The 14,513-nt window shown below is 68.7% G+C and carries 14 protein-coding genes; 9 read left to right on the top strand and 5 right to left on the bottom strand.

Annotated elements, in window-relative coordinates; genetic code table 11:
• The 6 genes from V7E05_RS06035 to V7E05_RS06010 all read left to right on the top strand — a co-directional run.
• Positions 1-2,641, top strand: a 2,641-nt coding sequence (locus V7E05_RS06035) for a Na+/H+ antiporter subunit A (protein WP_333618773.1), incomplete at its 5' end; no start/stop codon positions are given.
• Positions 2,642-3,175, top strand: a complete 534-nt coding sequence (locus tag V7E05_RS06030) for a Na(+)/H(+) antiporter subunit C (RefSeq protein ID WP_333618772.1) — start codon at positions 2,642-2,644, stop codon at positions 3,173-3,175.
• The gene (locus V7E05_RS06025; protein WP_333618771.1) at positions 3,176-4,939 is read left to right on the top strand and encodes a Na+/H+ antiporter subunit D; all 1,764 of its coding nucleotides are present in this window, start codon (positions 3,176-3,178) and stop codon (positions 4,937-4,939) included.
• Positions 4,939-5,559, top strand: a complete 621-nt coding sequence (locus tag V7E05_RS06020) for a Na+/H+ antiporter subunit E (protein ID WP_333618770.1) — start codon at positions 4,939-4,941, stop codon at positions 5,557-5,559. Before V7E05_RS06025 ends, V7E05_RS06020 begins: the two co-directional genes overlap by 1 nt.
• Before the next feature lie 2 nt (positions 5,560-5,561).
• Entirely contained in the window at positions 5,562-6,044 is a 483-nt protein-coding gene (locus V7E05_RS06015; protein ID WP_333618769.1) for a monovalent cation/H+ antiporter complex subunit F, read from the top strand.
• The gene (locus V7E05_RS06010; protein WP_333618768.1) at positions 6,034-6,363 is read left to right on the top strand and encodes a cation:proton antiporter; all 330 of its coding nucleotides are present in this window, start codon (positions 6,034-6,036) and stop codon (positions 6,361-6,363) included. Before V7E05_RS06015 ends, V7E05_RS06010 begins: the two co-directional genes overlap by 11 nt.
• Before the next feature lie 42 nt (positions 6,364-6,405).
• Here V7E05_RS06010 and V7E05_RS06005 read toward each other — a convergent pair whose 3' ends face one another.
• From V7E05_RS06005 to V7E05_RS05990, 4 genes are all read right to left on the bottom strand, one after another.
• Positions 6,406-7,428: an arsenic resistance protein gene (locus V7E05_RS06005; RefSeq protein WP_442891616.1), complete on the bottom strand. Its 1,023-nt coding sequence runs from the start codon at positions 7,426-7,428 to the stop codon at positions 6,406-6,408.
• Between the two features lie 18 nt (positions 7,429-7,446).
• Entirely contained in the window at positions 7,447-7,818 is a 372-nt protein-coding gene (locus V7E05_RS06000) for a hypothetical protein (RefSeq protein WP_333618766.1), read from the bottom strand.
• A 219-nt stretch (positions 7,819-8,037) separates the two neighbouring features.
• On the bottom strand, positions 8,038-9,201 hold the full coding sequence (locus V7E05_RS05995; RefSeq protein WP_333618765.1) for a LytR C-terminal domain-containing protein: 1,164 nt from the start codon (positions 9,199-9,201) through the stop codon (positions 8,038-8,040).
• A 119-nt stretch (positions 9,202-9,320) separates the two neighbouring features.
• Positions 9,321-9,650: a DUF3263 domain-containing protein gene (locus tag V7E05_RS05990; protein WP_333618764.1), complete on the bottom strand. Its 330-nt coding sequence runs from the start codon at positions 9,648-9,650 to the stop codon at positions 9,321-9,323.
• A 106-nt stretch (positions 9,651-9,756) separates the two neighbouring features.
• On the opposite strand from V7E05_RS05990, the gene V7E05_RS05985 reads away from it, so the two are divergent.
• The 3 genes from V7E05_RS05985 (at position 9,757) to V7E05_RS05975 (ending at position 12,412) form a co-directional block, all read left to right on the top strand.
• Positions 9,757-10,380, top strand: coding sequence for a peptide deformylase (locus tag V7E05_RS05985; RefSeq protein WP_333618763.1), 624 nt, complete (start codon positions 9,757-9,759; stop codon positions 10,378-10,380).
• Positions 10,381-10,508: 128 nt separating this feature from the next.
• Positions 10,509-11,555: a GNAT family N-acetyltransferase gene (locus V7E05_RS05980; RefSeq protein WP_333618762.1), complete on the top strand. Its 1,047-nt coding sequence runs from the start codon at positions 10,509-10,511 to the stop codon at positions 11,553-11,555.
• Between the two features lie 689 nt (positions 11,556-12,244).
• Entirely contained in the window at positions 12,245-12,412 is a 168-nt protein-coding gene (locus V7E05_RS05975) for a hypothetical protein (protein ID WP_333618761.1), read from the top strand.
• A gap of 138 nt (positions 12,413-12,550) precedes the next feature.
• On the opposite strand, the gene V7E05_RS05970 is transcribed toward V7E05_RS05975, so the two are convergent.
• Positions 12,551-14,323, bottom strand: coding sequence for an acyl-CoA dehydrogenase family protein (locus V7E05_RS05970; protein ID WP_333618760.1), 1,773 nt, complete (start codon positions 14,321-14,323; stop codon positions 12,551-12,553).
• Positions 14,324-14,513 lie beyond the last annotated feature (190 nt).

Here is a 14,513-nt window from a genome sequence, read left to right as displayed (position 1 = left end):
GACCTCGCGCAGGGCGGCCACGCAGGCGCTGCTGGTCACCACTCTGGGCGGACTCGCGATGCTCGTGGGCATCATCATCTTCGGCGAGTCGGTCGGCTCGTATCGGATGTCCGACGTCGTGGCCGCCGAGCCCTCGGGCGCCGCGATCCGCGTCGCGCTGCTGCTGGTCATCGCCGGCGCGATCACCAAGTCAGCCATCGCCCCCTTCCACTTCTGGCTGCCAGGCGCCATGGCCGCGCCCACGCCGGTGTCGGCGTATCTGCACTCGGCAGCGATGGTCAAGGCCGGCATCTTCCTCATCGCGCGCCTCTCCCCCGGTCTCTCGGGTTCGCCCACGTGGCAGCTCGTGCTCATAGGACTCGGCAGCTTCACCATGCTCATGGCCGGCTGGCGAAGCCTGCGCGAATACGATCTCAAGCTCATCCTCGCGTTCGGCACGGTCTCGCAGCTCGGCTTCCTGCTCATCCTCGTGGGCGTCGGCTCGCGCGACACGATGATGGCCGGCCTCGCCATGCTCGTTGCGCACTCGCTGTTCAAGTCGGCGCTGTTCATGTCGGTGGGGATCATCGACCACGAGACCGGCACCCGCGACATCCGCTACCTCTCGGGTCTCGGAGAACGCTGGCCCGCGTTCTCCGTGGTCTTCGTCGCGGCCGCCGCGTCGATGGCCGGCCTTCCGCCGCTGCTCGGCTTCGTGGGGAAAGAAGCGGCGATCACCACCATCCTCGAGGACGACCGCCTCCACGGCATGCCCGGGCCCGTCATCGCCGGTGTCATCGTCGTCGGCTCAGTCCTCACGTTCGCGTACTCGGCACGTCTCGTGCTCGGTGCGCTGCGCCGCAAGCCGAGCTACTCCGGCGGCCCGAGCCCCGCGGTCTCCGCATCGCACCGACCGGGCATCGGCTTCCTCGCCGTTCCCGCGCTGCTCGCGCTCGGCGGACTCGCCTTCGGCGTCTACTCGGCGCCGCTCGAGACGATCATCGGCCGCTACGTCGACACGGCATTCCCGCCCGGCTCCCACTGGGCCTCGGATCACCCCTACCACCTCGGTCTGTGGCACGGGTTCTCCCTCCCACTCCTCCTGACGGCGGTCGTCTACGTCCTCGGCGCGGGCCTCTACGTCGTCCAGCGGACCGTCGAGAAGCTGCAGTTCACCCAGCCCGCCCTGGGCAACGCGGACCGGATCTACGATGCCGTGCTCGCCGTCGCGGACAAGGCCTCGCTGCGCCTCACCAAGTTCATCCAGCGCGGTTCGCTTCCGCTCAATATCGCGATCATCATCTCGGTGTTCATCGCATTTCCCATGACGGCGCTCTTGATCGGCACACGCGAGGGCCTACAAGTCGAATTGGCCGCCGCCCCGGCGATCTACGGCCTCATCATCCCCGTGGCCATCGCGGTGCTCGGCGCTTGCGTGCTCCACAATCGCCTCTCGGCCGTGATCTGCGTGTCCGTCAGCGGCTACGCCCTCGGCGCTGTGTTCGCGTTCCACGGGGCGCCGGACCTCGCCATCACTCAGGTCCTCGTCGAGACGCTGATGATGGTCGTGTTCGTCCTCGTGCTGCGCACGCTGCCGTCGAACATGCCGAAGCTCTCGGGGCTCATCCGCCTGCGGGCGTGGTTGGCGCTCGGCACGGGCGTCGCCGTGATGGTGCTCGGCGCGTACGCATCGAATGCTCGCTCCGCCGATCCCATCGGCACCCGCTTCCCCGAACTCGCGTACCTCCTGGGCAACGGGAAGAACGCCGTCAACGTGACCCTGGTGGACATCCGCGCATGGGACACGCTCGGCGAGATCACGGTGCTCCTCGTCGCGGCGACCGGTGTGGCCTCGCTCGTGTTCCGCACGGGCCGCTACGGCTCGGGCCCGCGCCTCGCCGACGCGGCGAATACCCGCTCGGGCCGCCGCGAGCTGGGGGCGGCGCGCCGCCACGGCACCGACCACCTCGGCAGCTTCCTCCGCGGCGCCGCGGTGCGCAACCCCGACGAGCGCTCGCTCGTGCTCGAGGCGACCACTCGCATCGTGTTCCCCACGATGATGGTGCTCTCGCTGTTCTTCTTCTTCGCCGGTCACAACAACCCGGGCGGCGGTTTCGCCGGCGGCCTGGTCGCCGGGCTCGCGCTGCTCCTGCGTTACCTCGCGGGAGGAAGGTACGAGCTCGGCGAGACCATCCCCGTGGAGGCTGGGCGCATCCTCGGCGCGGGACTGATGATCTCGGCGTGCACCGCCGTGGCCTCCATGATCGCCGGCGCCCCGCCGCTGAGCTCGGCGACTTTCGAGTTCCACCTCCCGGTGTTCGGCGACGTCAAGCTGGTCACGGCGCTGATGTTCGACGTGGGCATCTACCTCGTGGTCGTCGGCCTCGTCCTGGACATCCTGCGCTCCCTCGGCGCGCGGCTGGAGCTCGATGCCCGCGACGTCGCCGAGCTGCGCGAGCGCCTCAAGCGTTCTCGCCTCACCGGCCCCGGCGCCGTGCCGCTCACGCGCTTCTCCTTCCTCGACGACGAGACGAAGAAGAAGGCCACGGCGAAGACCTCGGACGAAGGCTCGAGTTCAGGCTCTGCATCGGCCTCGAGTTCGACCTCGGCCGAGAAATCCACCGCCGAAGCCACGCCCACGAACGAAAGGGGGGATCACTAGATGACCGCCGATTTCGGCATCCTGCTGCTCTGCGGGATCCTCTGCGCGGGCGGGGTGTTCCTCCTGCTCGACCGCACGCTGCTCCGAGTGATCCTCGGGCTCATGCTGCTGTCCAACGGCATCAACCTGCTCATCCTCGCGATGGGCGGGCCGCCGAAGAACCCGCCGATCCTCGGACGCGGCGGACTCGAGGACTCTGGCGACGCGGACACCGTCGTGCAGGCGCTCGTGCTCACCGCGATCGTCATCACGGCGGGCATCGTCGCCTTCCTGCTGGCGCTCATGTATCGCTCGTACCAGTTCACCACCGCGGACATGGTCGAGGACGACCCCGAGGACACCAAGGTCGCTGCGCGCTCACCGGGAGACAAGGCGTCGGCGCCGGACCGCGACCGCTCCGACGACCAGACCACCGGCGAGCCCACCGAGATGGGCGACCTCGTCAAGTACTCGGACTCGGCTGAGGAGTTCGAGAAGACCGCCGGGGAAGTGGCCAAGGAAGAACGCGAGCGCGGCGGAGAGGGGACGACATAAATGAACCTCCCCTTCGACCTCTCCCCGTCCCTGTTCGCCTACCTCATCCCCGGGATGTTCCTCGGCCCGCTCATCGCGGCGGCGCTGTGCCTCATGGTGTCCCGGCGCTCGCTGGTGCAGAACTGGATCACGGTCATCACGCTCACGGCGACGACCGTGGCCTCCGCGCTGCTCCTCATGCTCGCGGACACGCACGGTTCGGGCGTGGTCCAGGTCGGCGGCTGGCAGGCCCCAATCGGGATCACGCTCACCGTCGATCGGCTGTCGGCGTTCATGCTCGTCGTCTCGCAGATCGTGCTGCTCGCCGTCATCCTCTACGCCGTGGGGCAGGGCATCCGGGACGGGAGCAAGGACCAGCCGGTCTCGATCTTCCTGCCGACCTACCTCGCGCTCACCGCGGGACTCAACAACGCGTTCATCGCCGGCGACTTGTTCAACATGTACGTCGGCTTCGAGATCCTCCTCGCGGCCTCGTATGTACTGCTCACGCTCGGCGCCTCGCAGCCGCGCGTGCGCGCGGGTGTCTCGTACACAGTCGTCTCGATGGTCTCGTCGATGGTGTTCCTCGTGGCCATCGCGCTCACGTATGCGGCGGTGGGAACGCTCAACATCGCCGACGTCGCCGTGGAGATGTCGCAGGTCCCGGACGGCGTGCGGAACGCGATCTTCGCGATGTTCCTCGTGGCGTTCGGGATCAAGGCAGCGATCTTCCCGCTGTCCTCGTGGCTCCCGGACTCCTACCCCTCGGCGCCCGCGCCGGTCACGGCCGTGTTCGCCGGCCTGCTCACCAAGGTCGGCGTGTACGCGATCATCCGCACGCACACGATCCTGTTCCCGGGCGGCTCGATGGACGAGGTGCTCATGGTCGCCGCGCTGCTCACGATGGTCGTGGGCATCCTCGGCGCGATCGCGCAATCGGACATCAAGCGAATCCTGTCGTTCACGCTGGTCAGCCACATCGGCTATATGATCTTCGGCATCGCCCTGTCCTCGGAGACCGGGCTCTCGGCGGCGATCTACTACGTCGCGCACCACATCCTCGTGCAGACCACGATGTTCCTCGTCGTCGGGCTCATCGAGCGGCAGGCGGGCAGCTCCTCGCTCCGCACACTCGGCTCGATCGCCGTGGCCAGTCCGTTCCTCGCGATCCTGTACCTCGTCCCCGCCCTCAACCTGGGCGGCATCCCGCCGTTCTCCGGGTTCATCGGGAAGCTCGCCGTCATGCAGGCCGGTGCGCAGACGAATTCACCGCTCGCGTGGATCCTCATCGCCGGCTCGGTGATCACGTCGCTGCTCACCCTCTATGTGATGATCCGCGTGTGGACCAAGGCCTTCTGGCGCCCCGCAGCGGACTCCCCAGACGGCTCGGTCGACGCCTACCCCGTCTCGTTGCTTCCGGCGACCGACTCGGTCGCGCAGGAGGAGCGCGAGTCGCCGGGCCGCATGCCGTTCTCCATGGTCGCGCCAACCGCGTTCCTCATCTGCGTCTCCCTGGCGATGACCGTCTTCGCCGGCCCCCTCCTCGACGTCACCGACCGGGCCGCGCAGTCGCTTATCGAGGGTTCGAACTACATCGACGCCGTCGGTCCGGACGCCGCCGAGGCGGGCCGGGACACCACGCGGGAAGGCAACGCGTTTGACGCCGAACGTCCCGCCGACAAGTCCGCCGAATCGCCGGGTAGCGCCGATTCCCACTCGCCGGCGGCCGGGGCAGGGACCGGTGCCGGGGCCCCCGGCGCCCCGAAGGAAGGGGGTGGGCGCTGATGCGCGATTTCAAGATGATCGCCCTGTGGATCACGACGTGCCTGTGGCTCATGCTCGCGTGGGTCATGCTGTGGGGCGGATTCTCGAGTCCCGGGACGTGGGTCGCCGGCCTCGGCATCGGGCTCGTGGTCATGGTGTTCTTCCCGCTCCCCCGGCGAAAGGTCATCGGCGAATTCCACCTGTTCCACGCCCTGCGGCTCGCGGGCTACGTCGCGATCAGAGTCATGCAGTCCTCGATCGAGGTCGCGTACATCTCGCTCAATCCGCGCAGACGCCCGAAGCCGGCGCTGCTCATGGTGCCGATGCGCCTGGAATCGGACTTCGTACTCTCGCTCGCGGTCAATACGCTCAACATCATCCCCGGTGGCATCGTCTGCCGGATCGACGAGCGCAATCGGCAGGTGATCCTCCACGTGCTCAACACCGGGACCGCGCGCGAGGTCGAGAAGTTCTACCACGACACCGCGAAGATCGAGGCGATGTACGTGCGGGCCTTCGAGCCGCAGGAGAACGTGGACAAGCTCGCCGAAGCCATGCGCTCCTCGCCGATCGCCCCGGCCGTCCGCGACGAGTGGCTCGTCGACGGCGCCGCCAAGAACCGCAGGAAGGAGGACCGCTAGCCATGGATCTCGACACGATCGAGCAGGTCATCCTCTACCTGTCCGCCGCGGTGCTCGCCACCGCCATGATCCTCTCGATGGTCCGCGTGACCTTCGGGCCGAACAGTATCGACCGGGTCATGAGCCTCGACACGATCTCCGCGATCGCGCAGTGCGGCGTCGCCCTCTACATCGCGTGGACCCTCGACACCACGCCCATCGCAATGACCCTCGCGCTCGCCCTCATCGGCTTCCTCGGCTCGGTGTCCGTCGCGCGCTTCCGCGTCCCCGACAGCCAATTCGTTCCGGGGAACTCGGTGATGTCGGTGGAGGACTTCTCCGCCGTGCAGATCCCTTCGGCCCCTGGTTCGGACGAGACGGCCGCAGCAGTCGGCGCGGACGGCGTCGAGGACGCGGCCGTCGAACGAGCTCGAGACGCCGCCGACACCGGGGCTCGCGAGGCTTCGGCGAAGGAATCGGATCGGAGGTCCGGCGATGATCGGTGACGTCCTCTCCCTCCTCGGCACCCTGCTCATCCTCTTCGGCGCGATCCTGTCGCTGTCCGCGGGCGTCGGCCTGGTCCGCTTCCGCGATTCGATTACCCGCATGCACCCGGCGGCGAAACCCCAGGTGCTCGGGCTCATCGCCGTGCTCACGGGCGCGGGGTTGCGCTTGCAGAAGCCCGCAGAGGTCGGGGTCCTCGTGCTCGCGTGCCTCTTCGCGGTCATCACCGCCCCCGTGGTCGCCAACCGCGTGTCGAACGTCGCGTACCACGAGTCCGGCAAGGTCCGCCGCGAGGGCACCGACCCGCTCGAGGACGCGTAGGACGGGTCCCGTGCCGACTCCCGGGCGCCGGGACGACCGCCGTCAGGACGAGGGGTTCGGCGCGAGGAGCGGGACCAGTCGCACGTAGAGCACCATGCCGAGCAGCTCGATCATGGTCTGGGTGACGACGGCCGCCGCGGCGAGCGACAGCGGTTCCGGGAGCGCCAGCGCAAGAGGTAGGACGACGAGCGAATTGCGCGTGGCCCCGGAGAACACCGTGGCCCTAGTCTCGGCTACGCGCTGACCGAACAATCGCGCGGCGGCGAGGCCGAGCGGCGCCATGCCCACGAGGAACAGCACGTACACCGGGATGAGCGAGGCTAGCTCTACGGCGTCGCCGCGCACCTCGTCGATGTGCGCGGCGACCACGATGGCTAGCGTGAGCATCATGAGCGGGACCATCGCCCCGTCAGCGATGGGCGGGATCCGGGCGGCGAGTTGCCCGGGTCCGGGGCGATTGCTGCGGGCTGGTTGGATGCTGCGTGCGGGGCGGTCGCCGCGGGCGGCGAGTGCCTGCGTGAGCGCGGCGAACGCGAGCGGCGCGAGGACCACGGCGAGGAACGCGACGGCGAAGGGCGCGGGATCGATCGCGGACACTGCGTCTCGTCCCGCGAAGAGACTCAGGTACAGCGGCAGAAGCACGACCTGCAGTCCCATGAGCAGTGGCGTCGCGGCGAGGAGTTTCCCGCGCGCGGCGCCGGCGAGCCCGGCGAACACGATCACGTAGTCGACGCACGGGCAGAGCAGTACGAGCAGGGCACCGAGGAGGAGTCCACGGTTGTCGGCGACGATCCGCGAGAGCGCGAACGCGAGAACCGGGGCGAAGAGGAAGTTCGCGACGAGTAGCCCGCCGAGGAATCGGACGTCACCGAGGGCGTTTCTCAGTCCCGTGAGTGGGATGCCGAGGAACGTGACGTAGAGCAGGGCGGCGAGGACCGGGGTTACCGCCGGGCCGAGGGCCCCGGCGAATCCCGGCGCTGTGAGGCCGAGTGCGGCGCCCGCGACGAGGGCCCCGAAATACAACGGCACCTGGTGGCGCGACCACCAGGTGACGAGGGATTCGATGATGCTGGAATTTGCGTACTAGAAGCCGGCGGCGGGTGCCTGAGCCCCCGCCTGTCCGGCGGCACCGGCCGCGGCGCCTGCGCCCTGCTGAGCGGCGCCCGCGGTGCCCTGCTGTGCGGCACCGCCCTGCGCGGCGCCGGCCTGCTCCGTGACGGTCACCGTCGTGGTGGCCTTGCCGCTGCCCTCGGCACCGCCCTCGCCATGGCCCTTGGCCTCACCATTGGCCTCGCCCTCGGAATCCGGGGCGCCAGTGTAACTGGGCAGCGTGTACTCCGCGTTGGCATCGGCCGGCTTCTCATTCGGCGGGTGGCACGCCGACAGCGCGGCGGCGAGCACGAGCACGGGTGCGGCGATCGCCACACGGGTCGAGGGCTTGAAGCGCGAGGCCATGGCTGCTCCTGAAAATTCGAAAGATCTCGTACGGCGAACTGCCGCCATCTTATCTGTACTCATGAAACTCGTAGGAATCGGGAGGAGGCGCGGTCCCCGATCGGGAACCGCGCCTCCTTCGCTTAGCCGTTTCGGCGGGCGCTTCTACGACAGCCGGCTCTTATGCAGCCAGCGAGGTCTTGCGCCCACGGCGTTTAACGCCGTGGGCCTCTTATGCGATCAGAGCCCGCGCATGTCCTGCGTGACGATGACGATGACCCCGGGCGCGTTCCCGCCGACGCCGTCGGGCCGCGGGCGCGCCTCGATGCCGAGTTCGCCTGCGAGTTTCTCGGCGGTCGCCTTCTCCTCGGGGTTGTTGCCGTAGTACACGCCCGAAGTGGGCATGTTGCTATCCGAGTAGTTGCCCACTTCGGTCACGTCCGCGCCGGCACCGCGGAGGCGGTTCGCGACGTCGTCGGCGAGGCCGGGGACGGTCGAGTTGTTGAGCACGCGCACCGGCGAGTTCGCCGCCTGCGCGTCCTGCCCGCCCTGGGCGTTCTGCTCCTGCGGCGCGGGCTGCCCGTTCTGCTGCGCCGCATCTCCGTTTGCCTCCGGCACCGCGGCGCCCGACTGTTCCGCGGCCCCATTCGGTGCCGCCGGCGCGGCGCCGTTCGCACCGGACTGAGACTGCTGGTTCTGCCCCTGCTCGCCCGAGGCCTGCTCCGACGTGGATGACGACGACGCCGCCGTATCGCTCTCGTCGTCCGAACCGCCGCCGGAGAAGAGCTGGAAGAGTCCGACGCAGAGGAGGATTACGACGAGTGTGAACAAGAGCATCGCAATGGCGCGGTACGGGACCCCGCCACCGGAGTCGGAGTCGTCGCCCCGGTCCTTGCCGTTGTTGCGGTCCGGGCGCGCGGCGCGGGACGCGCCGGTCGCGGCAGCCGCTCCGTGCTCGCCACTGTGTTCACCGTTGGCGGAAGCGCCTGCAGCACCCGCACCAGCGGCGCCTGCGGCACCGGCCGCTCCAGCGGCACCCGCGCCGCCGGTATTCCCGGCATCTGCGGACTGCGGCTCATCGAAGTACTCGGTGTCGTCGGCGTATCCGTGCTCGCCGTATCCGTGCTCACCGTATTCGGGCTCGCCGTAGCCGTTCTCGTTGTACTCGTGCTGCCCGTACGCGGGATCGTCGTAGGCATGGCCGCCGCCATAGCCCTGCTCGGAGTAGCCGTAGCCGCCCTCGTCGCTCAATTCGTCGTAGGGCTGGCGGCCCTGATCGAATTGGTGGGTCTCGTCGCCATGCGGCCCGGCGTCATTCCCGAAGTGTCCGGAGTGTTCGCCGAAGCCGGTCTCGGCGCCGTTGCGGCGGTCGCCGCCGGGGAAAGGTGTACGGGGATCGCTCATGATCTTGGGTTCCCTCGCTCGTGGTCGAATCGTGATCCGCTGCGCCGCCTGGGCCCGGCGCGCGGCCTCACGCGTATGGCGAACCCGCTCGGCTCGGCGCTTTCGAGGCGAAGCCTAGGCTAATCGAGCCGCATTCCGGTGGAGCGTCCCGCGCGCGCCTTCTGCCTCGAATCGCGGAGGCGGCGGAGTCGCTTGACCAGGAGGGGGTCGTGCTCGAGCGCCTCCTGCGTGTCGAGCAGCTTGTTGAGCTGCTGGAAATAGCGGGTCGCGTTGACGTCGAATTTCGCGCGGATCGCCTCGTCCTTGGAGCCCGCGAAGCGCCACCACTGTCGCTCGAAATCGAGCATCGCGAGCTCGCGCTCGGAGAGGCCGGAGGCGTCCTGCGCGTCTGCGGTGTCCGCAGCGCCGACGGTGTCCTCGAAGTTCTTTTCTCGCGTCGGTGCACTCATGCGTCCTCCTTCGGCAACGGCTGCAGGGTTTCCCCTCAAGTTACACCGTTGTAAGTACATGGAGGTAGCTCGCCTGCACGGCACGGAACGAACTAGAGTTTCCCCTATGTCCATTCGCCCCATCGTGATCGCCGGAGAGCCCGTTCTCCACGCCCCCATCCCGCCGACCGAGAAGTCGGCAGCGGACCTGCGCGGACTCATCGACGATATGTACGAGACCCTCGAGGCCTCGCACGGTGTCGGGCTCGCGGCCAACCAGATCGGCGTGGCCGAGCGCGTGTTCGTCTACGACTGCCCCGATATCGACACCGAGGACGGCAAGGTGCTCACCAAGGCCGAGCTCGAGGCGCGGGGCTTTACTAATCGGAAGGGCGCCGTCATCAATCCGGTGCTCGAGACCAGCGAGATCCCGGAGACCATGCCGGACCCGGACGACGACTACGAGGGCTGCCTCTCCGTCCCGGGCGAGAACTTCCCCACGGGCCGCGCGTGGTGGACCCGGGTGACGGGGCTCGACGAGAACGGCGAGCCCGTCTCCGTCGAAGGCTACGGGTTCTTCGCGCGCTGCCTGCAGCACGAGGTCGGGCACCTCGACGGCTTCCTCTACACGGACGTGCTCGTGGGCCGTCACAAGAAGGCCGCGAAGCGCGCGATCCGCGACAACGGCTGGGGCGTACCGGGATTGAGCTGGAACCCGGAGACCGATCCGGATCCGTTCGAGAGCGACTAGCGCGGCGGCATGAGTCGTTCGAAGACGATCGCGGGCCGGGCGCGGGTGGTTCCGGTGGGTGCGAGCAGGGTGCGGGGGTTCCCTGTAGGCACTGGCCCGACGCGGGCGTTCCCTGTAGGCACGGGGCGATGAGCCCCGACGCCCCTCACACCCCCGCCGGCGGATCCCGCTGGAACGCCGGGCGCGCCCCAGTGATCGGCGGGCGCGTCATGGTTCGACGCCACCTCCGCTCCGGCGAGACCTCGCATCTCTATACCGACGTGCTCGGCGTCGTCACCGGGCTCGAGCCGCTGCGCGTGCGCACTTCCGCGGGCGAGGTCGAGGTGCCCGAGGACGACATCGCGGTGCTCAAGGTGCTGCCGCCCCGGCCGGTGCTCGTCCGCGAAGTCCGCGCGCTGGGGCACGCCGCCGCGCTCGGCTGGCCGGGGACGGAACAAGAGATCGTCGAAGGATGGCTGTGCCGGGCCGGGGATTCGTGGTCGTATCGCCACGGAGCCGCCGTTCCCGTCGAGCCGTGGTCGCTCGACGCGGATCTCGCTGTGGTCGCCGAGTGGTACGCCGCGCGCGACCTCGAGCCCTGGGTGGAACTGCCGGCGCGGCTCGTCTCGGCCGAGCAGCTCTTCGTGGGCGGCTCCCGTCTGACGCCGGACGCCGCAGCCACCCTGGTCTCCGCCGGTTCCGGCGAGCTCGAGGTCCGCACGGCGGAGCTCTCTGTACTGAGCGGCCGGGCCCCGGCCCCCGATGACGCTCGAATCGAGCTCACCGAGCACCCGTCCGACGGGTTCCTCGCGGCGTATCACGGCACCGCGCGGTTCTCGCGCGGCGTGGTCGAGCCGACCCTCGCCGCGCACAGTCTCGCAGTGCGCTTCGCGCACCTCTACATAGGTAGCGAGCTGGCGGCGTTCGCGCGGGGTTCGCTCTCGGCGGCGCCCGGCGGCTCACCGACGCTGGGGATCTCCTGCGTGGAGACAACCCGGTCGTTCCGACGCCGCGGGCTGGCACACGTCGTGGTCTGCGCGCTCGCGGAGTGGGCGGCCGGCGAGGATGCCGAGTTCGCGCACCTCCACGTGTTCCGGAATAACGCTGCGGGCCTGGCGCTCTGGGCGGATCTCGGATTCGCCGAGCACCACCGCACGATGCACGTGCCGCTTGCGCCGGTACTCGGCGGCCGCTGAGGGCAATTGTCCGGCGCGCTTGGCCGAGCCACCCCCGCCGCGAGACGTCGCCCTCGGCGTTTCACGCCTCGCGACGCCCCGCGCCATCCCCGCCCCCGGCGTTTCACGCCTCGCGACGCCCCGCGCCATCCCCGCCCCCGGCCTTTCACGCCTTTCTCTGCGTTTCACACCCTCAAACCGGCCGATTAGGGGTGTGAACCGGGGCGAAAGGTGTGAAACGCGGGCGCGGAATGGCTACGACCTGCGGATTGCCCGAAATCGGCACGGTTTCGGCGCGCGAAACATGCAGTTTCTGCCAAACCATGCACTTTTGTGCGATATTCCGGCCGGAAGCGCGGAAAAATGTACAAAAGTGCATGAAACGCACGTGTCCGCCGCGAAGTCCCGACGGACCTCGGCCGGTTGCGACTGAACTCGATGGATTGCGGACGGTTACGACGGATCTCGGCCAATCACAACCGATCTTGGCCGGTTGCGACAGATCTCGGCCGGTTGCGACAGATTGCGGCGGATTCCAGTCGATAGCGACGGATCGGGGCGGCTGTCAGCGATACGCGGAGCCCACGACCGGGCACCCCCGTTGACAATATCGGCGCCGCAGGCCGACACTCGGCCATAAGCGCCCGAACCGACGCGATCCGGCTCCACGCCACCGTGGTGCCCGACTAGCAACGCGGGAGGTGAGACACATGTCCGACGCCGCCGTACCGAAGACGAACGTCGGCGCGACCGACGCCGACGAAGCCGCGGCCGCCGAGCGACGCCATGCCCACGACGTCGAGGTCGAACACGACAACGTCGTCGCGGACGAATGGGGCGACGAATCGTTCCCGGCCAGCGACCCGCCGGCGTACTGAGAGGGACGTCCGCCGTCATAGACGGAGGCACCCACTCCAGCGGGAAGCTGGAGTGGGTGCCGTGTGTGCTCGGTGCTTTGCGGTCAGGAGGGCCGCCGGCCCGGTGTTCGCCGGGTCAACCGCCCAGCCGCCGAGAACCTAGTACGCGATCGCGGCGTCGTCCATGAGCACCTCGGTGCTGGACAGCGCGGCGTTGATGTGCGACTCGGCCTGCGGCAGGAGCCACTCGAAGTAGAATTTCGCGAGGGCGACGTGCTGCGCGGCGACCTCGTCGCCCGCGCCGGCCTCGAGGCCGGCCTTCGCGGCGAGCAGCCAGAAGTGGCCAAATGCGATGTAGCCGAAGCCGCGGAGCACCGGGGTGGCGGCGGCGAGGACGCGGACATCGTTCTCGCCGGCCTGGGCGAAGGACTCCATGACCTTGGCCTCGAGCGAATCGGCGTAGGACACGAGCGTCTCGGCGTAGCCGCCGAAGCCCTCGGGTGCCGACTTCGCGTTCTCGCGCACGAGCTCGAGGAATGCCTTGAAGCGCTCGCCCATGTCGCCGGCGATCTTGCGGCCGATGAGGTCGAGCGCCTGGACGCCGTTGGTGCCCTCGTAGATGGGCAGGATGCGGGCGTCGCGGAGGTAGAGCTCGGCGCCGGTCTCGTGGACGTAGCCCATGCCGCCGTGGATCTGCACGCCGAGCGAGGCGACGTCCACCGCGATGTCCGTGCCGAAGCCCTTGCCGACTGGAGTGAGGAGCTCGACGAAGCCGATCGCGCGGGCCTTGTCCTCCTCGGAGACACCAGCGGCGTGGCCGATGTCGAACTGGAGGGTGATCCAGTGCATGAGCATGCGGTAGGCGCCGATCCACGCCTTCTGCTCGAGGAGCATGCGACGCACGTCCGGCTGCAAGACGATGGGATCCGAGCCCTTCGGGCGGTCGCCGCGGACCGACTTCGGCGCGCGGGACTGGATGCGCTCGCGGGAGTAGTCGAGGGCGAGCTGCGCCGAGGCGGTGGAGATGGACAGGCCCTGCATCGCGGTGCCGATGCGGGCGTGGTTCATCATCACGAACATCGCCGGGAGGCCGCGGTTCTCCTCGCCGACGAGCCAGCCGCGGGCATTCTCGAAGCGAATCTGGCAGGTGGGCGAGCCGTGGATGCCCATCTTGTGCTCGATGCCGTCGCAGAACACGTTGTTGTTCGCGCCGACGTTGCCCTCGGCGTCGACCTCGTTACGCGGGACGAGAAACAGCGAGATGCCGCGGGTGCCGGCAGGAGCGTCCGGGGTGCGCGCAAGTACGAGGTGCACGATGTTCTCGGTGAAGTCCTGCTGACCGGCGGAGATGAAGATCTTGTTGCCGGAGATCGCGTAGGAGCCGTCCTCGTTGGGCTGTGCCTTGGTGGTCAGCAGGCCGAGGTCCGTGCCGGCCTGCGGCTCGGTGAGGCACATCGCGCCCGTCCACTCGCCGGTGACCATCTTGGGGAGGTAGGTGTTCTTGAGCTCGTCGGTGGCGTTGGCCTCGATGGCCATGATCGCGCCGTTGGTGAGGCCGGCGAACATGGACCACGCCGACGAGGCCGCAGCGCAGCTCTCGTTCGCGGCGCTGGACAGCGTGTACGGCATGTCTCCGCCGCCGAACTCCTCGGAGTGGCCGAGGGTGTTCCAGCCGGCGGCGACGTACTCGTCCCACGCCTTCTTGTAGCCCTTGGGGGTGGTGACCTCGCCGTCGGACCAGACGGCGCCTTCCTTGTCTGCCTCGAGGTTGATCGGGGCGACGGCCTGCTCCATGAACTCGCCGTAGCCCTGGAGGACGTCGTCGAAGGTCTCTCGATCGATCTCGATACCGGCCTTCTGCAGGGTCGGCACCGCGTCGAGGACGTTGTGCAGCGAGAACTTGATGTCGTTGAACGGAACCTTGTATGCCATGTCATCGACTATATCGCCTGACTCCCCCGACTTCGACGCGACCTTACCGATGAGTACACCCGTTGGACCTGCAAAGAAGTAACTCTGAGCATTAAATCAAGGCCGCCCGGGCGCTCATCCCGCGCCCCGAAGACCGGACGCTACGACGTCAAAGACACGAGTCCCGAACCCCGGCCCGGCCTCCTCCCGC

Origin of the sequence: Dietzia sp., from assembly GCF_036741115.1 — a bacterium.
Taxonomy (GTDB): domain Bacteria; phylum Actinomycetota; class Actinomycetes; order Mycobacteriales; family Mycobacteriaceae; genus Dietzia.
The sequence above is the reverse complement of the archived record's forward strand: the minus strand, read 5'-3'. Positions and strand labels throughout refer to the sequence as shown.